Consider the following 21,885-nt stretch of genomic DNA (forward strand, 5'->3'; position numbering starts at 1 on the left):
GATGTTCATGTCGGAATCGCGCCTCGGGCGAGTGAATCGTCTCGCAGCGGAACCCTTGGGTGAGTACCGATGCTCACATAAGCTGAGTTACGGCACGTTCTCGCGCCGATTCTTCTTCCGCTCGTCCCCGGTCCCCGGTCTCGCACCCGCCAGACCTCACCGCAGCGACTGTCGCTCGACTCGCTCTGCGAGTCATGGCCGCCGGGATGGTCGTACGGAGTGACTCAGGATTCAGTGTGCTGGCCCCTGTCCCGGCGCGGCGAGCCACCTGCACGCCCCGTTGTCGCACGCCCCCTTGTGAAAGAAGGCCATGGAGAATCATCCGGAGCACCAGAATCTGCAGCCCCTGCGCCGCTCGATCAGGATCCACCGCTGGCTCACCAATGACGTCTACGCGGCCGTCGCGCTGGCCCTGGCCACCGTCGCGGCCCTGGTGTGGGCCAATGTCGGGTCGAGCTACGAGACCTTCTGGCACTCCCACTTCGGATTCATCCTCGGCTCCCTCGACTTCGAGCTCACCCTGCACGAATGGGTCGACGAAGGAATCATGGCGATCTTCTTCTTCATGGTCGGTCTGGACGTGCGGCGCGATCTGGCCCTGGGGGAGCTGAGGTCCAAGCGGCGGGCGGTGCTGCCGGTGGCCGCGGCGCTGGGCGGCCTGATCGTCCCCGCGGCCCTCTTCCTGATCATCGAGGGCGGCGCCGAGACCGCCTCCGCATGGGGAACGGTGATCTCCACCGACACCGCCTTCGCGGTCGGCATGCTGGCCGTCGTCGCGCCCCGGAATGCGCCGCGCCTGCGGGTCTTCCTGCTGGCCCTGGCGGTCATCGACGACATCGCGGCGCTGACCGTGATCGCCGTCTTCTACACCACGGATCTCAACCTGCTCGCCCTGGCCCTGGCGGGCGTCGGCCTGATCGGCGTCTGGCTGCTGGAGCGGGCGAACGTGTGGCGGGTCGGGCCCTACCTGATGCTGGCGATCTACACCTGGGGATGCTTCTTCGCCTCCGGGGTCCATGCCACCCTCGCCGGGGTGCTCATCGCCCTGCTGATGCCGGTCTACCCGCTGAGGCGCAGCGATCTCCAGACCGCCTCCCAGGTCTTCGACCTCTTCCATCAGGCTCCCCAGCCCGACATGGCCAAGCGGGCCCGGGAGGCGCTCACCTCCACAGTGCCGATGAACCAGCGGCTGTCCTCGGCCATCGCCCCCTACGTCAACTATCTGGTGGTGCCGCTCTTCGCCCTGGCCAATGCCGGCGTCGCGCTGTCGGGCGACGCCCTCTCCTCGGCCTTCACCTCGAGGCTGACCTGGGGCATCATCGCCGGTCTGGTGGCCGGCAAGGCGATCGGCATCACCGCCGCGTCGATGCTCGTGCTCAAGCTCTCCCCCGGCTCCCGGCTGCCCGGGCTCGACGGCCCGCGCATCGCCGGGGTGGGGGCCCTGTCCGGCATGGGATTCACCATCTCACTGCTGGTGGCCGGTATGGCCCTGGACGATCCGACCGCCGTCGACCAGGCCCGGGTCGGCGTCATCGCCGCATCCCTGCTGGCTCTGGGACTGTCGTGGGTGATCTTCCATCTGTCGAAGAAGTTCAAGCCGCTGCCCCCGCCCTCGGACGCCCACCTGGCCCGCGACGTCGATCCCGAGGCCGATCACATCCGCGGGCCCGTGGATGCGCCCGCCACCCTGGTGGTCTACGCCTCGATGAACTACACCTACCGTCGTCAGACCGCGATCGCCATCAGCCAGACCAGGGCGGCCCTCGGGGACCAGCTGCGGGTGGTGCTGCGGCACGCCGCCGACAGCGACAATGCGGTGACCGGCGCCCTGGCTCTGGAGGCGGCCGGCGCGCAGGGGAAGTTCTGGCAGATGCATGACGAGATGCTCGGCATCCGCGGCCCCCTCGATTTCGATCTGGTGCATGACGCGGCAGAGCGGATCGGGCTCGACGTGGGGCGTTTCGAGCGGCGGATCGAGAGGCAGACCGACCGCGAGAGGGTGGACGACGACGGCCTGGATCTGGCAGGCTCCGAGCTCTCCGAGAAGCCGGTGATCTATCTCGACGGGGAGCGCGTCTCCACCGCGGCCAACAGTCTGACCCTGACGCTGGGAGCCCGGAAGGCGCTGGCCGGGGCCTGATCACCGCCGTCAGGAGTCGGCGTCGGGGGTCGGAAGGTCTCCGGTGCACTGGACGCCGGCGTCTCCCCAGACGACGTAGGCGTCCGCATTACCGTCCTCGGAAGCCAGCCACTGGGTGCGCACCGTGATCCGCAGAGCGTTCGTGACGTCGAGCGACAGCGGGGTGGCCGTCCCATAGACGATCTTCTTCGTGAAAGCCACCTTGCCATCCACCAGGACGGAGGCGACGGCCGGAGTGGTGTCCTTCTGCTGGTCGTCCATGCCGAGGGTGGCCGTCAGCCGGGTGCAGGTCCTGGCCAGCAAGAAGTCCGAGTCAGGCGGACCGTCGCTGTACTTGCTCACGCTCGTTCTCACCGAACTCGAGTAGAGCTTGCCGCTGATCTCAAAGGCACCGGCATCCATATTGCCTGCGTCCTTGACCGGCACCATCGACGACAGGTACGTCACCACTCCGGTGTCCGGTGCAGCGCCCGATGAAGGCGTGTCACTGGGCGTGGCCGTGGCGGATTCGTCAAGGGACGGGTCGGCCGGAGTCGGGGAATCAGTCGGCTCCGGCGCGCCGGTCGACTCCGCAGTGGTGGGATCGGCGACCGGAGCCGATGCCTGAGCCACGGGAGTCGCCGCCCGGCCCCAGGAGCAGCCCCCTACCGACAGCATCGTCAGCGCCACCAGCCCCAGCACGGCCGCCCTCCGGCCAGGAATCCTGTCCGTCTTCATCTCGTCTCCTTCGCCTTGAAATGCACCCCTGGCCATCGAATACTACTGGCCACGCTCCACCCTTCGGCGGCACCAGATATCGGAGACCTGTCACCCGTTCCGGTGACAGGTCCTCCCGAGAGGTGACATCACTGTGTAGACATCCAGGGAGGCGTGGCCGAATATTGGGTCAACGGGGAAAACGGAGACTTCGACGCTAATACCGAAACCCCGAACCGATCGTTTCAAGGAGGTCCAGCGACATGACATCGGCACGACTCATCAGGACAGCCGCCGCCGTCACCGCGGGAGTGCTCATGACCGGCTTCCTGGGCGGCTGCTCCATGCTCCAGGACAAGGGATCCACCACTACCTGCCAGCAGTTCGCCGGGATGAGCGACCACACCGGGCTGGGCATCAGCGCCAGCGACAACCAGACGGACGTGATCGACTCGATGCTCAGCGCCCACGACAAGAGCATCGACGCCATGAATGAGGGGCTCGCCTACACGCGGATCATCGCCTACTGCAATATCTACGAAGGGCAGTCCGGGAGCAATCAGGATAAAACCGTTGACAACATCCCCGGTCTGGACTGATTGATCAAGGCTTGACCACCCCCGCCGTCAAGAAATCACCATGCCGGATTCGGCACCTCTTTCACTGGAGTATCAATGATTGATCCATCGTCGGACAATACCGGTTCCAGCCCCCGGTCCTGGGATGGAGGGACGGGCCAGGAGATCTCCGCACCAGGTCGTCCCACCCCTGAGCGGCGGGAACGCAACAAGTCCATCGCCACGGTCTGGATGATCTGCGGCGGGGCGGTCATGGTCGCCTGCGGGGTGGCCATGCGAGTCGGTCAGGTGCTCCCGATCCTCATCCTCTGCCTGGTCGGATTCGTCGCCGGCGTAGCCGCATTCATCCACGGCCGCTCGATCGGGAATCGGTGAGGCCATGGGAACCGTCGTCGCCATCGGAGCACTGCTCCTCGTAGGCATTGCCATCACCTACATCCGCCAGGCCATGACCCGGGGCCTGAACAAGCATGTGTTCGACCGGAGGGGAAACCGCGAGGGCCAGCAGATCACCAAGACCGACCTGCTCATCCACAGCACAGCCCCGGCCCAGGCCCTGTGGCCGCACATCGCCTCCAAGGTGACCACGCGCCCGGAACCTCACGCGGCGGTCGGGGACCTCTACGAGGTCTCGCGCGGCGAGGACCGGATCCTCTCCAGGTTCGGCAACAAGCTCAAGGACAGCTTCACCGCCCTCGTCCACACCACTGCGAACGGCGGCGGAACAGACGTGCTGGTGCAGATCTCGAAGTGGACCGTGTCGGACGGCGTCGTCGCGAACATCAACCGCATGCAGAGACTCCGGGAGGAGGTGCTTGCGGCAGTCAGGGCCGCCGACCCGAGTGCCACAGCCCAGGAGATCGACTCCCCGTAACGGGATCGGGGCCGGCGCGATCCCCTATGGTCAGGACCATGGCCGACCGCCCCGCACCTCCTGATCCCTCGCTCACCGGTGCTTCGCCTTCCGGTCCCTCGCCCGTCGACAGACGGGCCCGGTCGGCGGTCGCGGCGCTGTTCTTCACCAACGGGGCGATTCCGGCCAACCTGCTGCCGCGCTACCCGGAGATCAAGGACGCTCTGCAGCTGGGCAACACCGCCTACGGACTGGCGGTGACCGCGATGCCGATCGGGGCGATCGTCGTCGGTCCGGCGGCGGCCTGGATGATCCGCCGGTTCGGCTCCGGGCGGGTGGCGGTGGCCGGCACCATGGCCGCCGCCGTCTGCATCGTGGCGGCAGGGGTCTCGGGATCGGTGGCGATGCTGGTGGCAGCGCTGTTCCTGGCGGGCGGTATGGACGCCCTCACCGACGTCGCCCAGAACTCCCACGGCCTGAGAGTGGAGCGGCGCTACCGGCGCTCGATCATCAACTCCTTCCACGCGGTGTGGTCGGTCGGGGCGGTGACCGGCGGTCTGATGGCCGCGGGCGCAATCGCGTCCGGACTGTCGCTGGGGGCGCACCTGGTGGTGTCGGGGGTGGTCTTCTCGGCGGTCGCACTGGCGTGTCTGAGGCTCTGCCTGCCGGGCCGCGATGACGACGGACGTGACGCCCCGGAGACCCGGGAACCGGGCACCGGGCAGGAGGCGGCGTCCTCGCGGGTCGGCCCGCGGGCGGTGATCGTGCTGGTGGCACTGGTACTGATCGCCATCTCGGGCACCATGGTGGAGGATGCGGGAAACTCATGGGCGACGCTGTACCTGTCGAGCTCCCTGGGCGCCCCGCACGCGGTGGCGGCCGGCGGATTCATCGCCCTGGTGGGCGCCCAGTTCATCGGCCGGATGTTGGGCGACCGGATGAGCGACCGGTTCGGGCGAAGAACCGTGGCCCGGGCCGGCGGTGGGGTGTGCGCCGTCGGCATGGGGCTGACGCTGGCGATGCCGAGCGTGGCCGGCACCATCGCCGGATTCGCCTGCGCGGGTTTCGGGGTGGCGACCCTGGTGCCCGCCGCGATGAGTCAGGCCGACCGGCTGCCCGGGCTGCGGCCAGGGACGGGCCTGACCCTGGTGTCGTGGCTGATGCGGATCGGTTTTCTGGCCTCACCACCACTGGTGGGCATGGTCGCCGACGCGGTGGGGCTGCGGTTCGGGCTGCTGACGATCGTGGCCGCCGGCGTCCTGACCCTCATCTGCTCGTCGGCGCTCCCGGGCCGCGAACGGGGGTGAGTTCTGCCACCACACCGCCGCCGAGTGGACAGTGCGCTTCGCTCCCGCCTGCTGGCAGAACTCGACCGCACGTCCAGCCACAGACCCTGGTCCGAGTGTCCCAGGGATGCACCCAGGCTCCGGCACCACCAGCTGTGAACGCACTATGCGCCCCGTTCTCCTGCGTTGGCCCTCCTGCAGGAGGGCCAACGCAGGAGAACGGGGCGCATAGCCAGCGGACAGGGAACGCCAGCGCGAGCGTCAGGCCGGCGACACCGACCTTCTCACCTGCTTCGCCACCGCCGGGGAGGCAGGAGCGAAGCGACGTGGAGGAGCTGCCCCTCCTCTTTCAACTCAGAGGAACTCGGCGAGCTCCCGCTCCAGGACCGGCTTCGGCTTGGCGCCGATGGTGGTCTTGGCCAGTTCGCCGTCCTTGAAGACGAAGATCGCGGGGATCGAGGTGATGCCGTACTGCTGGGCGATCTGCGGGTTGGCGTCGACGTCGATCTTCGCGAGGGTGATCTTGTCGGAGTGCTCGTCTGCGATCTTGTCGAGGATCGGGGACACCTGGCGGCAGGGGCCGCACCAGCTGGCCCAGAAGTCGACCACGACGGGCTTGTCGGACTTCAGGACGTCGGTCTCGAATGAGGCGTCGGTGACATTGATGGACATATGTGAACCTCCTGGATTCAGTATCTGGTGTCGATCTGTTCAGACGGCGGCGGGCGCCGTGTCCTCAGCCACAACGGCCCGGGCGGCCTCGGTGTTCCCCGCGTCGTCGATCTGAGCGTTCTTCGCGTCGTCGAGGGCGGCCAGGTAGGCCTGGGCGTCCAGGGCGGCGACCACTCCGGAGCCGGCCGCGGTGGCGGCCTGCTTGTAGGTGGGGTCGATGACGTCCCCGGCGGCGAAGACTCCGGGCACCGAGGTGCGGGAGCTGCGGCCGTCCACCTCGATGGTCCCGGCGCTGGTGAGGTCCAGGACGCCGTGGATCAGGTGGGTGCGCGGATCCGACCCGATCGCCTCGAAGACGCCGTCGATCGGCATCTCCTCGGTCCGCCCGGTGACGGTGTCGAGAAGCCGCATCCGGTCGACCTTCTGATCACCGAGGAACTCCGCCACGGTGGCATTCCAGCGGAACTCGATCTTCGGGTCGGCGTTCGCCCGCTCGATCATCGCGGCCGAGGCGCGCAGGGCATCGCGCCGATGGATGACGGTGACCTTGGAGGCGAACCGGGAGAGGAAGGTGGCCTCCTCCATCGCCGAGTCGCCGCCGCCGATCACCGCGACGTGCCGGTTGCGGAAGAAGGCGCCGTCGCAGGTGGCGCACCAGGAGATGCCCCGCCCCGAGAGCTCGGTCTCGCGGTCGATGCCGAGCTTGCGGTAGGCCGAGCCGGTGGCGTAGATGAGGGTGCGCGCCTCGAAGGTGTCCCCCTCGCCGACGGTGACCTTCTTCACCGGGCCGGTGATGTCGAGGGCTGCGACGTCGTCGTAGACCACCTCGGTGCCGAACTTCTCGGCCTGGGCCTGCATGGCGGCCATCAGGTCGGGGCCCATGATGCCGTCGGGGAAGCCGGGGAAGTTCTCCACCTCGGTGGTCTGCATGAGCTCTCCGCCGACGTCGACGGAGCTGGCGATCAGCAGCGGGTTGAGATTGGCCCTGGCGGCGTAGATCGCCGCGGTGAGTCCGGCCGGCCCGGACCCGATGATGATGACGTCTCGCATGAATACCTTTCAGAACGTTCTGGACACAGATTACGGGGGTCAGTCACCCAGCGCGCTCTCGATGGCCTCGATCACCTGAGGCTCGTCGGGCTTCGTGGTCGGGCTGAACCGAGTCACGTGGCCGTCGGGGCTCACCACGAACTTCTCGAAGTTCCAGGTGATGCGGCCGTTCTTTCCGTTCTCGTCCTCGGGGAACTTCTTGAGCTGGACGTAGATCGGGTCGGTCTGGGAGCCGTTGACCTTGATCCGCGCCGACATCGGGAAGGTGACTCCCCAGGTGGTGGAGCAGTACTCCCCGATCGCCTCCTCGGACTTCAGCTCCTGGCCCATGAACTGGTTGCAGGGGAAGCCGATGACGGTGAATCCCCGGTCGGCGTACGTCTTCTGCAGGGCCTCGAGCTGCTCGTACTGGGGCGCCAGCCCGCAACGGGAGGCGACGTTGACGACCAGCGCCGTCCGGTCGCCGACGATTGCGCCGAAGGTGGTGTGCTCCCCCTGCAGGGTGGTGACCGCCAGATCCTTGAGGTCGACGGTCTGGGGTGCCTGTGCTGTGGTCATGTCGGATGTCCTTTCAGGCGATGACGGGTTCAGGTTCGGGCCGGGGAGCCGCGGTCACGGCGTCACGGACCTTGTGGAGGGCGGTGACGAGAGCCCGCATCTCCCCGGGCTCCAGGTTCATCGCCGCCGGCACGCAGCCGCCCAGGAAGCCGAGCCGACTGAAGATCTCACGACTGCGGTCGGTGGCGGCCACGCTCACCGCGCGGCGGTCCTCGTCGTCGCGGATCCGCTCGACCAGACCGGCCTTCTCCATCCGGTTGAGCAGCCCGGAGACCGACGAGCAGTCGAGGTGGAGGGCGGCGGCGAGGTGACTGGGCGACTGGCGCCCCGCCAGCGTCAGCTCCACCAGCACCAGGAACTGCTGGTAGGTGATGCCGAAGGGGGCCAGGACGTCCCGGTAGTACTGCACGGTGGCCTGGGCGGCCGAGTACATGGCGAAGCACACCATCTGTTCGAGTGGCTGCTCGAGCGGCCCGATGGCCTTGACCGTTGCTGTCGATTCCTCGTCCATGCCTGAATACTCGCGCACCAATAGTTGGCATACAAGGTAGTTCGCTGAGGGCTCAGATCTCCCTCACGGCCCCGCCGCCGCAGAAGTCAACTAGCGTGATCCACATGGACATGCCAGCAGTCGCAGTCACCCGGTCGCTCCCGATCACCAATCCGGAGTCTCTGGTGGACGTCAAGATCCCGGTGCCGACTCCGGGCCCCAACGATCTGCTGGTGGAGGTGCGAGCCGTCTCGGTGAACCCGATCGACGTCAAGCTGCGCAACGGCGCCGGCACCCCCGAGACCCCTCTGGTGCTGGGATTCGACGCCGTGGGCACCGTCCAGGCCGTCGGGGAGTCCGTCGAGGGGTTCTCGATGGGCGACGAGGTGTGGCACTCGGGCGATCGCACCCGTCCGGGCTCCTATGCCCGGTTCACCCTCATCGATCACCGGGTCGTGGCGAAACGCCCCAGGACTCTGGCCGCCGCTCAGGCCGCGGCCCTGCCGCTCACCGCGATCACCGCGTCGGAGGCGCTGCGCGAGCACATGCGGCTGAGTGGCAATGACGCCTTCCTCATGATCGGCGGGGCCGGCGGGGTGGGCTCCATCGCGATCCAGATCGCGAAGCTCCTGACCGAGGGTCCGGTGGTGGCCACCGCCTCGCACGACGAGTCCGCCGACTGGTGCCTCAAGCTCGGCGCCGACGCCGTCATCGACCACCGCAGGCCGCTGCCCGAGCAGACCGCCGAGATCGGCGTCGAGGGCTTCGACGGCGTGCTGTCGCCCCACACCGTCGGCAAAGTGGCCGAGCTGGCCGAGGTGATGGCCCCATTCGGGCATCTGGTGACGATCGACGGGCTGCCCGATTTCGACATCCTGGCCTTCAAGCCGAAGTCCCTGACGGTGACCTCGGAGTCGATGTTCACCCGCACCCAGTTCCACACCCCCGACATCGCCGAGCAGGGCCGGATCCTCACACGGGTGGCCGAGCTGGTCGATTCGGGCAAGGTGAAGTCCACCATGACCACTCGTCTCCAGGGCATCAACGCCGCCACCCTGCGCAAGGCCACCGAGATGGTGGAGTCGGGCCACATGATCGGCAAGGTCGTGGTGGAGGCCGACGCCTGGTGAACCGACGATCACTCCCGCAAAGGCCCCTCGCGAGAGTCCGGGCACGGGAAACAGGGCCGGCGGGAGTGATCGTCGCATCTAGGCTGGCGGCATGAAGAACTGCCTGAAGGATCCCGAGTCGCTCAAGACCGCCCCCGTCATCGCCGCCGGGCTGATCGGAGGCTGGCAGATCGCCCGGGCCACCGGCATCCGTCCGATCGGAGGCGCGGTGCTGGCCGCCGCCGGGGTGCTGGCGGGGCGCAGCTGGCTGGCCCGCAAGGGTGCGGCCACCACCGCGGGTCTCGGCGCCGCCTATCTGGGGGCCTTCGGCCTCTCCCATCCGCTGGCGAAGAGAATCGGCCCGTGGCCGTCGGTGCTGACCGTCACCGCGACTGCCGCCGGGGCCGCCTACTGGTTCGGCGACCGGAACTGAGATCTCCGGGGGATCCCCTCCAGGCCGATCTCGGCGACCGGCTCATGCCGCGGGCCCTGGCCCTTGCGGCCGCCCGGACGCGGCAGGTGCGAGGCGAAGAGGGTCACCGAACGGGCCACCCACATCGGTGCGCCGAATGACGACAGGGCCTCGATCTCGCCGGTGACGTCGGCGTCATGGGCCCTCGCGGCCGTGACATGCGGGCGGAACGGGCCGCTCTCGGGCCGCGCCCCGGCACTTCTGGCGGCCGAACGGGCGCGCCTGGCGAGGGCGGGCAGGGTTCCGGCGGGGTCGGCGACGCCGAGCCACAGGATCTTCGCCCGGTCGGGCCGCGGGAAGGCCCCGGCACCGCCCAGTCCCACCGCCACCGGCGGCCGGCCGGCCAGGGCCTCCGTGAGGGCGTCGATCAGGGTGTCGGGATCGTCCACCTCTGCCATGAAGACCAAGGTGATGTGAGAGTCTCCCGGCCGGCTCCACCGCAGCCTGCGCGGGTCTGAGGGCGGAGTACGCCCGGACATCCGCTCCAGGGTCTCGTCAATGCTCCGGAGCACCTCGGCCGGTGGCACCAGCGCCGCATACATCCGTTGTCCCATGCTCCAAGGGTGCCGCAGTGGCCGGATCGACACGCCTATTCTCGTGCCTGTGATCGATCTCCGCCTGCCCGCCGTCGACGTCGCACCCCAGCTGCTGGGGGCGGTGATCCGCCACACCGCGGTGCTGGCCGACGGGACGCGGGGCGAGGTGGGGATCCGGCTCACGGAGGTGGAGGCCTATATGGGTCTCGACGATCCCGCCTCGCACGCCTTCGGCGGCCCCACGCCACGGTCGGCGGTGATGTTCGGGCCTCCCGGGCACATCTACGTGTATCTGTCCTACGGCATCCACCGCTGCATGAACATCGTCTGCTCCCCCGACGGCCAGGCCTCGGCGGTACTGCTGCGAGCCGGCGAGGTGGTGATCGGGAAGGACCTCGCCCGGGCCCGGCGCAGCGCCCGTGCGGCGGCACGGGGTCTGCCTGCAGCGCGACCGCTCCCGGCAAGGCGACTTGCCTCGGGCCCGGGAAATCTGGGTCAGGCTCTGGGCGCCGAACTCACCGACTCCGGAGCACCGCTCTCCCAGGCCGCGGGAGCCTCCCCGGCCCCTGACGGATCACTGTGGACGCTGGAGGCCCCGGCATCACCGGCAGACCACGTCACCAGCACCCGGATCGGCATCTCCCGCAATGCCGAGAAGCCGTGGCGGTTCGCCATCCCCGGGGATCCCACCGTCTCAGGTCACAACACCACGGGGAACCACGCCTAGCGTTCGGGCGCGCTATTCGGACCCCAGTTCCCGATGCGCTGAGGCGGGCACTGACGTTTTCTCGTCCTGGAACCAGCGGTATGGCATCGGCGACGCCTGATCCGGGGTTCTGGGACGAATAATTGCTGCTCCGGAGCGCCCGATGGCAGAGGCCGAGGGCTCGTCCCCTCCGCTCATCTGTACAACGATTTCTCCAGGACGGTCTCGAGCTTGTCGACGCTGGCCTGAAGGCTGAACCGGTCGGCCATCAGCTCCCGGGCCCTGGCGTGCCAGCGGTCCATGGTGGCCTCGTCGGCGTCGCGCACCCGGGCGATCCCCTCGACCAGATCGTGGGGGTCGACGACCGCGCCCACCTCGTCGTCGACGATGACGTCGCGCAGCGGCACCTTGGCGTTGCTCACCACCGCCAGCCCGGCGGCCATGTAGTCGTAGAGCTTGTTGGGGCTCATCCCCTTGTTGAAGACCTCCTGGGGGGTGACGGTGTGCAGGCCGACGTCGCAGGCCCGCAGGATGCGCACCAGTTCCGACTTGGGCACCTGGTCGTGGAAGGTGATATTGCCCAGGCCGCGGGCGGCCGCCTCGTCGACGGCCCACTGCTTGCGGGCCCCCGATCCGACGAGCAGGAAGTTGACATCGGGCAGCTTCTCGGCGGCGTCGACGATGAGGTCCAGGCCGACGTAGTTGGCGTGGGTGCCCGAGAACACCGCGGTGAACCCGGAGATGCCGTACCGGGAGCGCAGCTCCTCCTTGGTCTCGGGCACCTCGTACTCGGCCAGGTCGGCGCCGTTGGGCACCACGGTGATCTTGTCGGTGTTGATGCCCAGCTCGCGGAAGTGATCCTCCCAGCCGGTCGGCACCACCACGATCTGCCGGGCGTGGGCGTAGATGGTGCGCTCCAGGCCGACGAGCACCCTGTGCAGCAGGGAGCCCTCCTTCACCGCCCCGCCGGAGACCAGGGAGTCGGGCCACAGGTCGCGGATCTCCACGACGAAGGGCTTGCGGCGCAGCTTGGCCACCACCATCGCGGCGGCCGGGGCGAGGATCTGCGGGGAGGAGGCGAAGATGACGTCGGCGGGGCGCACCAGGGCGCGGGCTCCGGCCCCGGCCGCGAAGGCCACCCAGCCGAGCATCCGTTTGACGCCGTTGCCCGAATACTCGGGAATGGGCACCAGGGTGTAGCGCGGGTCGTCGACCGTCATCTTCTGGCCGCTGGTGTGGTTGATGTTGGCGGCGAAGAAGTGCGGGGTCCAGTTCTTCAGCCGGGAGAACATGTCGAAGTTGCGGGTAATGCCGCCTGAACCCGGGGGGAAGGCGTAGTGGTTGATCACGGTGACCCGGCGTTTCGGCATCTGTCCTCCTGGCAGTGACTTCCGTCCAAGCCTAACGAAACGGCCGTTCGGCCGACGAGCCGCCGCTACCTCCCGGACCTCCCCTATCTCCCGGACCGTTTGGTGCCGCGCTGCGGCGAAGCGGTCAACGGATCCTCGGGCCAGGGATGCTTGATGTAGCGGCCCCGGTTCTCGGCGCGCACCCCCGGGTAGGCGTTGACCCAGAAGCTGGCCAGGTCGTCAGTCACCGCCAGCGGCCGGCGGGCCGGGGAGAGCAGGTGCAGCACCACCTTCACTCTCCCGTCGCACACTGTGGGGCCGTCGGTCCAGCCGAAGCACTCCTGGAGTTTGACGGCCAGCACCGGGGCCAGGTCCGAGCCCACCTCGGGGTATTCCAGGCGGATATGGGATCCGGTGGGCACCACGACCGCCTCGGGCACCAGTTCGTCGATACGGACGGCCGCCGGCCAGGGCAGCAGCCTGCGCAGCGCCGTTGTCATCGACGCCCCGCCGGCGCCCCTCCCCCGGGCCAGGGCGTCCAGTTCCGGACCGAGCCACTCCTCGGCCCGGGAGGCCAGGGTCTCCTCGTCCATGCCGGGCCAAGGGTCGCCCAGGACGCGATGCAGCAGTCCCAGGCGACGTCGCAGCTCCAGGGCGTTGCGGCTCCAAGTGAACACGCCGTGACCGTCGATCCCCATGCCCTCCTCCCGGAGCGCCGCCACCACGGCGCTCCGGGAGGCGGCCCGCGAGGGTTTCACCGGTGTGGAGGTCAGCGTCACCGCCCCCAGCCGGTGCACCCGCCTCCCGGCGATCCGGCCGGACCGCCAGACGGCCCGGTCCTCGGTGGTCTCCAGGCCGGCGGCGGCCGCTCGTGCCAGTCCCTCGTCGATCGGCACGGCCGCCCGAATCACCGCCCCCGATCCGTGCCCGGCCACCCGTGAGGTCTCGGCCACCGCCAACCATTCCTGACCGGCCAGCGCCGATCCGCGAGGCAGATCGGCCCCGGTGCCCGAGACGAGCAGGTAGCCGCCGCCCCCGTCTCCCCGGCCTCCTCTGCTGCGCGCGATCCAGCCGGGATGCGCCAGGGCGACGACGGTGCCGACCTGGGCGTCGGCGGTGGTCCGGCGGCCCGGGACATGCGGCACGAGTCCCTCGAGACGACGCGCCTGCCGCCGCCAGCCGCGCGATCCCGGGTGGCGTCCGGACCGCAGCGTCCGCAGCAGCGCGACGAGGTCGCCATCGGGGGCCCTCTCGTCGGAGGCCAGCATGGCCACCACCTCGGCGGCGGCTCTGGAACCGATCTCACCGGAATCCAGCAGAGCGCGGGCCAGGCGCGGATCGGCGGGGATCTGTGAGAATTCCCGGCCACGCGGAGTGACCCGCCCGTCGGCGTCCAGGGCGCCCAGGCCGCGCAGTTCCTCCTCGGCTCCGGCCACCCGGTCGGGCGGCAGCGCGCCGGGCAGCCGCATCCCCTGTCCGCGCGGCGATCCCCAGCAGGCCAGGGTGAGCAGCGGGCCGACCAGGTCGGCGTGCTCGGCCTCGGGCGGGGACTCGGCGTCCATCCCGGCCCAGTCCTCGTGGCGCAGACAGCGGACCGCGACGCCGGGGCCCAGCCGGGCGGCGCGTCCGGCCCGCTGGGTGGCCGAAGCCTTCGACTCGCGGACGGTGACCAGGCCGGTCATCTGCCGGCCGCGGTCCAGTCGGGGTTCGCGCGACAGACCGGAGTCGATCACCAGTCGCACGCCGGGCACGGTGAGGGAGGACTCGGCCACCGAGGTGGCCACGACGATTCTGGGCTTCTCGGTGGGTCTCAGTGCGGCGTCCTGGGAGTGGGAATCCATTCGGCCGTAGAGGGCCATGACGTCGGTTCCGGCCAGTTCGGGGAGCCCTTTCAGCCCGGCGACCACGGCGTCGACCTCGCGGGCCCCGGGCATGAACACCAGGGCGCCGCCCCCGGTGTCCCAGAAGGCCTGCACCGTCTGCGCGACGACGTGGTCGATGAAGGCCCGGCGCACCCCGCGTGCGTCGGTGGCAGATCCAGCGGCGGGCGCCCAGCGGATCTCCAGCGGGTGGAGCACCGAGCCGACCTCCACCACCGGCGCCGGTTCCCCGTCTCCCGTCGACCCGGCGCCCAGCAGTCCCGCCCACATCGCGGCGTCGAGGGTGGCCGACATCGCGGCGACGGTGAGGTCGTCGCGCAGTTCGGCGAGTTCGCACACCATCGCGACGGCGAGGTCGGCGTCCAGGTGGCGCTCGTGCACCTCGTCGAGGATGACGGCGTCGACCCCGGCCAGCTCGGGATCGCGCAGCAGCCGCTGGATGAGCACACCGGTGGTGACGAACTCCACCCTGGTGCCGGGGGTCAGGGTCGACTCCCCGCGCACGGTGTGCGCCGCGTACTCGCCGGCCCGGGTGCCGGTCAGCGCGGCCAGACGCCGGGCCGCGGCCCGGGCGGCGATCCGGCGGGGCTGGGTGACGACCACCCGGCCGGGCACCGTGGAGGCCACCAGCGGCGGGACGAAGGTGGTCTTGCCGGTGCCCGGCGGCGCCTGCACCACCATCCGCCGCCCCGCCAGGGCGTCGCGCAGCTCGCGGGCGTGCCCGGCGACCGGCAGCCCGGAACCGATGGCGTCCAGATCGATCACCAGGACGTCTCCCGCTCGCCCTCGGGATCGGGAGCGGTGGCCTGCGCAGCGGTGCGATCGGTGAGCGGCTCGGGTTCGGCGTCGCGCAGGCTCCAGTCGGTGGCGGGGATCTCGTACCAGTGCCGGACGACCCGCCGGGCGAGCATCGTCATGATCGCCACGGCGTCGGGTTCGGCGTCCTGGTGGGCCGCGTACTCGTCGGGAGTGAGCCAGGCCATCTCCCTCGACTCCCCCGGCCGGGGCTCATGGGCCGGGTCCTGGCCGGTGCGCAGGGCCATGATGAGGTCGGAGTGGAAGTGCCCCTGATAAGGGGAATGAGTGTTCATCACGGCCGGTACCGGATGCATGACGTCGTGTACCCCGTCGGCCATCCTCGGCAGAGGCTGGAGGACGCTGTACTGCTCGGGCTCGTAGCCGGTCTCCTCGCGGATCTCGTGGACCAGCGCCTGCCAGGGATTCTCGGTGTGCTCGATGTGGCCGCCGGGCTGCAGCCAGATGCCCATCTTCCGGTGCTTGTGCACCAGCGCCTTCAGCACCCCGTCGACCTGCCGGAAGATCCAGGCACTGATGGTGACGTCGTGACCGTGCGGTTCAGTGTTGAGATGGGCCATGGGCCAAGAGTTGCACAACCTTGCACGACGCCCGATCCCGGCACTTTCCACTGGTATCGCCACGGGCATGATCGCTGCCCGCGATGAGAGCTACCTCACATTGTCGACGGCTCGAGGGGTTGCCGTAATGTGAGCAACACATCTTCCCGCGCCCACCTGTCGGAGGTTCTGATGCCACTGCCCGCCCTGTTCTCCCGTTTCGGACATGAGCCCGCGTTCACCCGCGACAGGCCGAAGGTCGCCGTTGTCGGCGGCGGGTTCGGCGGGATGGCGGCCGCCAAGGCCCTGGCGGCGGAGGGCTGCCATGTCACCATCATCGACAAGAACCCGTACACGACCTTCCAGCCGCTGCTCTATCAGGTGGCCACCGGTGGCCTGAACCCCGGCGACGTCACCTACCGGCTGCGCAGCTTCATCGCGAAGCTCGGCGCCCATGCCCGATTCCGCCGCGCCTCGGTGACCAGGATCGACACCGACGCCCAGCTGGTGCACTGTGACAACGGCGATCCGATCCCCTACGACTACGTGGTGCTGGCCCAGGGCGTGGGTGCGAACTTCTTCGGCATCCCCGGGGCGGCGGAGCGCTCGGACACCATCTACACGCGTGCCTCCTCGCTGCGCGCCCGCGACGTCATCTTCTCCCACCTGGAGGCCCTGGACACCGACAAGTCGAAGACCTTCGACGTCATCATCGTCGGCGGCGGGCCCACCGGTGTGGAGACCGCCGGCACCCTGGCGGAGATGAAGTCGGTGGGCATCCCGGCGATCTTCCCCGACGTCTCGATCGACCGGGTGCACGTCACTCTGGTGGAGATGGGCTCGCACCTGCTGCCGCCCTTCGATCCCGGCCTGCGCCACTACACCCGCAGGCAGCTGCAGCGACGAGGGGTCGACGTGCGCACCGACACCACGATCAAGGAGATCCGCGACGACTCGGTGCTGCTGGGCGACGGGCAGACACTGCCGGCCGACATGGTGATCTGGGCGGCCGGCGTCGGCGGACACAAGAAGGCCAAGGGCTGGGGCTTCGAGACCGGCCGCGGCGGACGGATCGTCACCGACTCGAGCCTGCGGGTTCACGGCCAGGACCGGATCTTCGCGATCGGCGACGGGGCGATCATCGACGAGAACCCGCTCCCCCAGCTGGCCCAGCCCGCCATGCAGGGCGGAAAGCTGGTGGCCAGCCAGGTGGCGCATCTGGAGCGCGGTGAGGCCCTGGAGGAGTTCCACTACGTGGACAAGGGCACGATGGCCACCATCGGTCGCAACGCCGCGGTGGTCGAGCTGCCGAACGGCCCGAAGTTCACCGGTTTCATCGCCTGGATCGCCTGGGTGGTGCTGCACATCTTCCAGTTGCTGGGCGGGCGCAACCGCATCCAGGCGATGGTCAACCTGGGCTCGCGCTACCTCACCTTCAACAAGGAGGCGGGAGCGATCGTCGGCGACGTGCTCAACGAGGACGGCAAGCCGGAGGCGACCACGCCCGAGTCCGAGAAGCCCGCCGCGACCAGCGAGGACGACGACTGAGCTGATCCCGCGACGGCCGCGTCACTCCGTGACGACGGCGGGGCCGCCCTTGCGCCCCCATTCGCTCCAGGAGCCGTCGTAGACGGCGACGTCGTCGCGCCCTGCCATCACCGCGGCCAGGGCGACGACGCAGGCCGTGACTCCGGAACCGCAGCTGGCGACGATCGGGGCGTCGCCCACCGTGCGATCTACCGCGGCGGTGAGGTCGGCGACCGGGAGCAGCCGACCGTCTCGCTGAAGCTCGGTGTAGGGCAGGTTCACCGCACCCGGCATGTGCCCGGCCCGCAGCCCCGGGCGGGGTTCGGGCGCGGTGCCGGCGAAGCGGGCCCGGGAGCGGGCGTCGACAACGGTGTCTCCCGTGGCCAGGGACCGCTCGACGTGCTCCTCGTCGACCAGCAGTCCGGGCCTCGGGTCGACGACGACGTCGCCCGGTTCCGGTGGCGGCGTCACCTCTGTGACCAGCGGATTCCCCGCCGCCACCCAGGCGGGGTTTCCGCCGTCGAGGATCGAGACGTCGTCGATGCCCATGGCGCGCAGCATCCACCACGGACGGGCGGCGGCGAAGAGGTAGTCGGTCTCGGTGACGACGACATGGGAGCCGGCGGTGATGCCCAGCCCGCGCAGGGCGTCCTGGAAGACGTCATCGGCAGGCATCGAGTGCGGCAGCCCGGTGGTCTGGTCGCTCATCGGGCCGTCCAGGTCGAAGCGCAGCGCGCCGGGGATATGGGGGTCGGCCGGGGAGGCCCCCATGGAGACGTCGAGGACGACGATCCGCCGGCCGTCCGGGCCTGCCAGGGCGTCGGCCAGGTCATCGGCGGTCACGAGTGGGGTGGGCAGCAGACTGGTCATGCCCAGATCATTCCACCGCACTTCCATGAACACAGGAGGATGTCCGCCGCAGATTCGCATCGCCCGGGCATGGGATGCACTCCACGGGCTGAATCGCTCGGTTCCCGCCACCGGCCGCACTAACCTCGCAGCATGAGCAGGAACACCATCGTCGCAGTGGCCGCCGCCCTCCTGGCGGGAGGACTCATCATCGCCCTGAAGCGCCGTCCGGAGAAGCGCCGTTCAGACGCCGACCTCGGTGATCTGCGCGATCTCCAGAAGAGGAAGCCGTCGGGCGGGCGACGGACCCGCCGCAACGATCCCTACGCCGACGGCCATGCCACCCCGGCGGGCGGGGACGCCCGGCCGAAGACCGCTCCGGACTACTTCAAGGCCTGACGGCGTCGCCTCACCAACGCCATCACCGCCGCCGCCGTCATCGCGGCCCAGGCGACCACCAGGATCGCCCAGCCCACGTCGGGAAGGATGGGTTCCACCCCTCCGGTCGGGCGGCCCTGAGAGTCCACCCCGTCCCATATCACCTCTCCCGGAACGGTGCTGCCGGCCAGCACCACGGCTGCGGCGAGGCTCACCCCTGCGGCGCACCAGCTCCACCAGCGCCGCGTAGCAGGAACCTGGGCGAGGACGGCGGTGACCGCGAAAAGCACCGCCATCACGAGCAGCCCGAAGGAGACCTCATCGAACAGGAATTCCTCGGTGCCGAGTTCCTTCCTGGTGGAGCGGATCGGTAGGACCACGGTCAGCCACGGCAGCAGCGCCGCGACGAGGGCGAGTCTCCGACTGAGTCCGGGTGTGGAATTCATGCCGCCGATTATCCGATCCTGGGTTCCACCGAGCCTCGGGCCAGGAGCACTGGTGGATCCGACGGCGAACTCTCCGTCCGATCCACCAATGGTCGACGCTGTCACGGGGAGTAGGGCCCGCCCAGATCTCCGGGGCCCATGAGTGCCGGCTCCGATTCCGGAAGTGTCGGAGCCGGCGATTACCCCTGCGCGCATGGTTCTCGAGACGAACCTGAGGAGGTTGAGAGATGAGTTCGACGCATGTACTGCGACGCCCGGGCGATGAGGCCGGCCCAGCAGCCCCACAGGTCAGCGAGCTACTGGTGATGTGGCAGCACCCCGAGACGATGGCCATTCTTCCGATCGGGCGCTTCGGCTACGACGGCGAGCTGTACACCTTCAACTACACGCGCCAGGCCGCGGAGATTCAGGGGCTGCGGCCATTGCCCGAGCTGCGAGACCTCCACCGCACCTATCGGAGCGCCCAGATGCCACTGGTGTTCGAGCAGCGGGTGATGAGTCCTCGGCGGCCCGACTTCGACGACTACCTCAGCCGCATCGGACTTCTCCCTGAGAACGCCACCCCGTGGGAGCAGATCGTCCATTCCGGCGGTACCCGGGTAGGCGACACGTTGCAGTTCATGCAGATGCCCGAGGTACGTAACGGCAGGGCACACGCACGCTTCTTCGCGAACGGCATCCGCCACGTACCCGAAATGCCCCGAGACGTCGGAGGCCGGGTCATCAAGGTCACGCGCGACAGCCAGGAAGCGGCTCTATGTGCGCTGAATCCCGGCGACCTGGTCGAACTTCAGCCTGAGCATGGCAATCGTATCGACGCGCGCGCCTGTCTCATTGTGGCCGACGGCACGCCGGTCGGCTGGGTGCCGATGGCCATCTCCAGCGACGTCCGTCGCCTGATGAGTCCCGAAGACCTCAGCGCCAGGGTGGCACGTATCGCCCCGGCAAGCTCCCCGGCTCACACCCGCCTCGTCGTGGATCTCGATGTCCCCGCTCCTGAGGGTTTCGCCTTCGATCCCGAGGGCATGTGGGATCCGCTGGCAGGCTGACGGCCTCGCTGATTCAGGAGCCCGACAGGTCCTGCACCTCGCCTGGCCGGGGCGACCGTCGCGGTGCCGGTCGGGAGGCCGGCGTCAACGTGTCTTGATCCGGATCGAGGCGGGGATGCCGCAGTACTTCGCGAGGTTCCCGCGGTAGTACACGCCTACTCCGGTGTAATCGGCCGCGTAATCGGCGCGGGGCAGGTTCTTCGGGATGACGACCGCCCTCGCACTACCCATCTCGGCGGCTTCGAGCTGCCTGACGACGGGCTTCCAGACGACGATATTCGAGTCGACGGCGTTCACCAGGTGCGTGCCACCCTGCACCGCAGGCCCGATCGACGCCGCCAGGACCAGCACGGCGGCCACCGCTGCGGCCGGGACTCTCGACGCCCGCTCCCCGTCCTCGGCCACTACGTTCGCCCTCTCTCCGTCCCCGGCCGCCATCGTCGCGGACGCCCCCACCCCCTGAGCCGAGTCAGCCCCCTGAGCCGCCTGCGCCGCGTCGGCGCGCACCATGGCGAGGGCGACCATGGCCATCGTGACCGACGCCACCATGCACATGAGCATCGGCACGTACAGCGTCCGGCCGTAGGGGCTGCCCAGCAGCACCGGCATGCTGTAGAGCCCCAGCATCATGCCCGTCACCGGCACCACGATGCGAGCCTGCGCGATGGTGCGCACACTGACCACCAGGACGACCATGGCGGCCACCGCCACCGCGGTCACCCCCAGAAGCAGGGTCGCGGAACCGGCCGAATAGATCTCCGCCCGGCCCAGGGTGGCCGCGTTGAGCGTGACATTCCTGCGCACCTTCGTGGCCACCATCGCCATGGCCGCCGCCGACACCACGAAGACGACGAGGATCGCCACGAACACCTGGGGGTGGGCCACCTTCCTGCGCACCGCCCAGGCCAGGGCGGCCACAGCGGCTGCCAGGCAGATGTAGAGCTCGGGATGGACGCCCAGGGACTGGGAGACCGCGAACACCGCGAGCACCCGGTGCTGCTGGACGGCGGACAGGTCATCGATCGGGAAGGGCCGCAGCAGGCGGTCCTGGCGCTTCCACAGCCCGCCCGCCGCGTAGCGTCCGAAGGACACCGCCAGCACCACCAGCAGGGCGATCACCCAGGAGGGCCGCCAGTCCGACCTGCGTGTCACCACTGCCAGCCCCATCACGACACCGGCGATCCCCAGCGCGAGCAGCTCATGGTGGATCCCGACGAAACAGGCGAAAGCCACCACCAGCACCAGCTGCCACAGGGGCGCCGAGCCACGCTCGCGCACCCGCCACAGCAGCACGGCGGCGGCGACCATCATGGCCGATCCGAGCACGTAGCCCACATTCGCCGCCATGAACATCACCGTCGAGCCGGCCAGCCCCGGCTCGGTGGCCAGCAGGCTCAGTGGCAGGGCGACTCCCGCGGCCAGGGCCACGATGCGGGAGACGACGTCATCCCCCTTGCCGAACTGCGCGGAGACCGCACGGAGCAGCCGCCACACGGCGAAGGACTGGAGGAAGCAGCAGGCGGCCATGATGATGCCGATGAGCGGGCCGGTGGAGAAGATGAACTGGGCGAGCATGTCGGCGCTCCGGCCCACCCGGTTGTTGACGTCGTCGGCCAGCAGGGGCAGGACGCGGTCCCACGCGATCCGGCCGTGACTGGTGCCGCTGCGGGTCGCGAAGAGCAGATCATCCGCGGACCAGATCGGAGTCCGCCAGATGTACAGCCAGAAGGCGGCCAGACAGATCCAGGCCATCGTCTGGGCCGACAACCATCTGCGAACGGGGCGCCGCGCGCCGACCGGGACGCCAATATTCATGGTGTGAACATATCACCGGCACAGCGGCTGCCACCGCGCCACCTCTCGGTGGCGCCTGCTCACATACTGCGGATCGAGTTGGCCGGATCAG

At 69.3% G+C, this 21,885-nt stretch carries 23 protein-coding genes; 11 read left to right on the forward strand and 12 right to left on the reverse strand.

The annotated features are described in order from the left end of the window. Nucleotides 1–310 precede the first annotated feature (310 nt). On the forward strand, nucleotides 311–2,140 hold the full coding sequence (nhaA, locus tag JS278_RS14040) for a Na+/H+ antiporter NhaA (protein WP_114045736.1): 1,830 nt from the start codon (nucleotides 311–313) through the stop codon (nucleotides 2,138–2,140). 9 nt (nucleotides 2,141–2,149) lie between these two features. Here nhaA and JS278_RS14045 read toward each other — a convergent pair whose 3' ends face one another. Beyond that, nucleotides 2,150–2,857, reverse strand: a complete 708-nt coding sequence (locus JS278_RS14045) for an NPCBM/NEW2 domain-containing protein (RefSeq protein ID WP_181833747.1) — start codon at nucleotides 2,855–2,857, stop codon at nucleotides 2,150–2,152. A gap of 242 nt (nucleotides 2,858–3,099) precedes the next feature. Between JS278_RS14045 and JS278_RS14050 the strand changes: the two genes are divergently transcribed. The 4 genes from JS278_RS14050 (at nucleotide 3,100) to JS278_RS14065 (ending at nucleotide 5,574) form a co-directional block, all read left to right on the forward strand. Beyond that, nucleotides 3,100–3,435 carry a hypothetical protein gene (locus JS278_RS14050; protein WP_114045738.1) on the forward strand — a complete coding sequence of 112 codons (336 nt, stop codon included), beginning with the start codon at nucleotides 3,100–3,102 and terminating at the stop codon, nucleotides 3,433–3,435. Nucleotides 3,436–3,510: 75 nt separating this feature from the next. Next, the gene (locus JS278_RS14055) at nucleotides 3,511–3,789 is read left to right on the forward strand and encodes a hypothetical protein (RefSeq protein ID WP_114045739.1); all 279 of its coding nucleotides are present in this window, start codon (nucleotides 3,511–3,513) and stop codon (nucleotides 3,787–3,789) included. Between the two features lie 4 nt (nucleotides 3,790–3,793). Continuing rightward, entirely contained in the window at nucleotides 3,794–4,288 is a 495-nt protein-coding gene (locus JS278_RS14060) for a hypothetical protein (RefSeq protein ID WP_114045740.1), read from the forward strand. Between the two features lie 38 nt (nucleotides 4,289–4,326). Then, nucleotides 4,327–5,574, forward strand: a complete 1,248-nt coding sequence (locus tag JS278_RS14065) for an MFS transporter (RefSeq protein ID WP_114046353.1) — start codon at nucleotides 4,327–4,329, stop codon at nucleotides 5,572–5,574. A gap of 333 nt (nucleotides 5,575–5,907) precedes the next feature. On the opposite strand, the gene trxA is transcribed toward JS278_RS14065, so the two are convergent. The 4 genes from trxA to JS278_RS14085 are packed head-to-tail and all read right to left on the reverse strand — an operon-like array spanning nucleotide 5,908 to nucleotide 8,344. Continuing rightward, a complete protein-coding gene (gene trxA, locus JS278_RS14070; RefSeq protein ID WP_114045741.1) occupies nucleotides 5,908–6,225 on the reverse strand; it encodes a thioredoxin in 318 nt (105 codons plus the stop codon). 39 nt (nucleotides 6,226–6,264) lie between these two features. After that, the gene (gene trxB / locus JS278_RS14075; protein ID WP_114045742.1) at nucleotides 6,265–7,275 is read right to left on the reverse strand and encodes a thioredoxin-disulfide reductase; all 1,011 of its coding nucleotides are present in this window, start codon (nucleotides 7,273–7,275) and stop codon (nucleotides 6,265–6,267) included. Between the two features lie 39 nt (nucleotides 7,276–7,314). Beyond that, nucleotides 7,315–7,833, reverse strand: coding sequence for a glutathione peroxidase (locus tag JS278_RS14080; RefSeq protein ID WP_114045743.1), 519 nt, complete (start codon nucleotides 7,831–7,833; stop codon nucleotides 7,315–7,317). A 13-nt stretch (nucleotides 7,834–7,846) separates the two neighbouring features. Next, nucleotides 7,847–8,344 (reverse strand): MarR family winged helix-turn-helix transcriptional regulator, encoded by a 498-nt coding sequence (locus tag JS278_RS14085; protein ID WP_114045744.1) that lies wholly within the window; start codon nucleotides 8,342–8,344, stop codon nucleotides 7,847–7,849. Nucleotides 8,345–8,454: 110 nt separating this feature from the next. Here JS278_RS14085 and JS278_RS14090 point away from each other — a divergent pair, with 110 nt between their 5' ends. Next, entirely contained in the window at nucleotides 8,455–9,453 is a 999-nt protein-coding gene (locus JS278_RS14090; RefSeq protein WP_114046354.1) for a zinc-binding alcohol dehydrogenase family protein, read from the forward strand. Nucleotides 9,454–9,544: 91 nt separating this feature from the next. Next, entirely contained in the window at nucleotides 9,545–9,865 is a 321-nt protein-coding gene (locus tag JS278_RS14095) for a hypothetical protein (protein ID WP_114045745.1), read from the forward strand. Here the strand turns inward: JS278_RS14095 and thpR are convergent. Continuing rightward, nucleotides 9,841–10,458 (reverse strand): RNA 2',3'-cyclic phosphodiesterase, encoded by a 618-nt coding sequence (thpR, locus tag JS278_RS14100; RefSeq protein WP_114045746.1) that lies wholly within the window; start codon nucleotides 10,456–10,458, stop codon nucleotides 9,841–9,843. The genes JS278_RS14095 and thpR overlap by 25 nt on opposite strands. Nucleotides 10,459–10,507: 49 nt before the next feature. Here thpR and JS278_RS14105 point away from each other — a divergent pair, with 49 nt between their 5' ends. Continuing rightward, nucleotides 10,508–11,167: a DNA-3-methyladenine glycosylase gene (locus tag JS278_RS14105; RefSeq protein WP_114045747.1), complete on the forward strand. Its 660-nt coding sequence runs from the start codon at nucleotides 10,508–10,510 to the stop codon at nucleotides 11,165–11,167. Between the two features lie 173 nt (nucleotides 11,168–11,340). Here the strand turns inward: JS278_RS14105 and JS278_RS14110 are convergent, their stop codons facing one another. The 3 genes from JS278_RS14110 to JS278_RS14120 form a co-directional block, all read right to left on the reverse strand. Next, complete coding sequence (locus JS278_RS14110; protein WP_114045748.1) at nucleotides 11,341–12,516, reverse strand: glycosyltransferase family 4 protein; 1,176 nt, start codon at nucleotides 12,514–12,516, stop codon at nucleotides 11,341–11,343. Nucleotides 12,517–12,599: 83 nt separating this feature from the next. Further along, on the reverse strand, nucleotides 12,600–15,140 hold the full coding sequence (gene hrpB / locus JS278_RS14115) for an ATP-dependent helicase HrpB (protein WP_245935126.1): 2,541 nt from the start codon (nucleotides 15,138–15,140) through the stop codon (nucleotides 12,600–12,602). Further along, nucleotides 15,137–15,751, reverse strand: coding sequence for an NUDIX hydrolase (locus tag JS278_RS14120; RefSeq protein ID WP_114045749.1), 615 nt, complete (start codon nucleotides 15,749–15,751; stop codon nucleotides 15,137–15,139). The genes hrpB and JS278_RS14120 overlap by 4 nt, the downstream gene beginning before the upstream one ends. Before the next feature lie 171 nt (nucleotides 15,752–15,922). On the opposite strand from JS278_RS14120, the gene JS278_RS14125 reads away from it, so the two are divergent. Then, nucleotides 15,923–17,278, forward strand: coding sequence for an NAD(P)/FAD-dependent oxidoreductase (locus JS278_RS14125; protein ID WP_114045750.1), 1,356 nt, complete (start codon nucleotides 15,923–15,925; stop codon nucleotides 17,276–17,278). Nucleotides 17,279–17,299: 21 nt separating this feature from the next. Here JS278_RS14125 and JS278_RS14130 read toward each other — a convergent pair whose 3' ends face one another. Continuing rightward, entirely contained in the window at nucleotides 17,300–18,127 is an 828-nt protein-coding gene (locus JS278_RS14130) for a sulfurtransferase (protein WP_220149986.1), read from the reverse strand. Between the two features lie 132 nt (nucleotides 18,128–18,259). On the opposite strand from JS278_RS14130, the gene JS278_RS14135 reads away from it, so the two are divergent. Continuing rightward, nucleotides 18,260–18,505, forward strand: coding sequence for a hypothetical protein (locus tag JS278_RS14135; protein ID WP_147243231.1), 246 nt, complete (start codon nucleotides 18,260–18,262; stop codon nucleotides 18,503–18,505). Here JS278_RS14135 and JS278_RS14140 read toward each other — a convergent pair. After that, nucleotides 18,490–18,930, reverse strand: a complete 441-nt coding sequence (locus tag JS278_RS14140) for a hypothetical protein (protein WP_114045752.1) — start codon at nucleotides 18,928–18,930, stop codon at nucleotides 18,490–18,492. The two genes, JS278_RS14135 and JS278_RS14140, sit on opposite strands and share 16 nt — an antisense overlap. 227 nt (nucleotides 18,931–19,157) lie before the next feature. Here JS278_RS14140 and JS278_RS14145 point away from each other — a divergent pair, with 227 nt between their 5' ends. Continuing rightward, nucleotides 19,158–19,979, forward strand: a complete 822-nt coding sequence (locus tag JS278_RS14145; protein WP_114045753.1) for a hypothetical protein — start codon at nucleotides 19,158–19,160, stop codon at nucleotides 19,977–19,979. Between the two features lie 84 nt (nucleotides 19,980–20,063). Here JS278_RS14145 and JS278_RS14150 read toward each other — a convergent pair whose 3' ends face one another. Continuing rightward, nucleotides 20,064–21,794 carry a hypothetical protein gene (locus JS278_RS14150; protein WP_147243232.1) on the reverse strand — a complete coding sequence of 577 codons (1,731 nt, stop codon included), beginning with the start codon at nucleotides 21,792–21,794 and terminating at the stop codon, nucleotides 20,064–20,066. Nucleotides 21,795–21,885 lie beyond the last annotated feature (91 nt).

The sequence above is a fragment of the Acidipropionibacterium virtanenii genome (assembly GCF_003325455.1).
In the GTDB taxonomy this organism is placed as follows: Bacteria; Actinomycetota; Actinomycetes; order Propionibacteriales; family Propionibacteriaceae; genus Acidipropionibacterium; species Acidipropionibacterium virtanenii.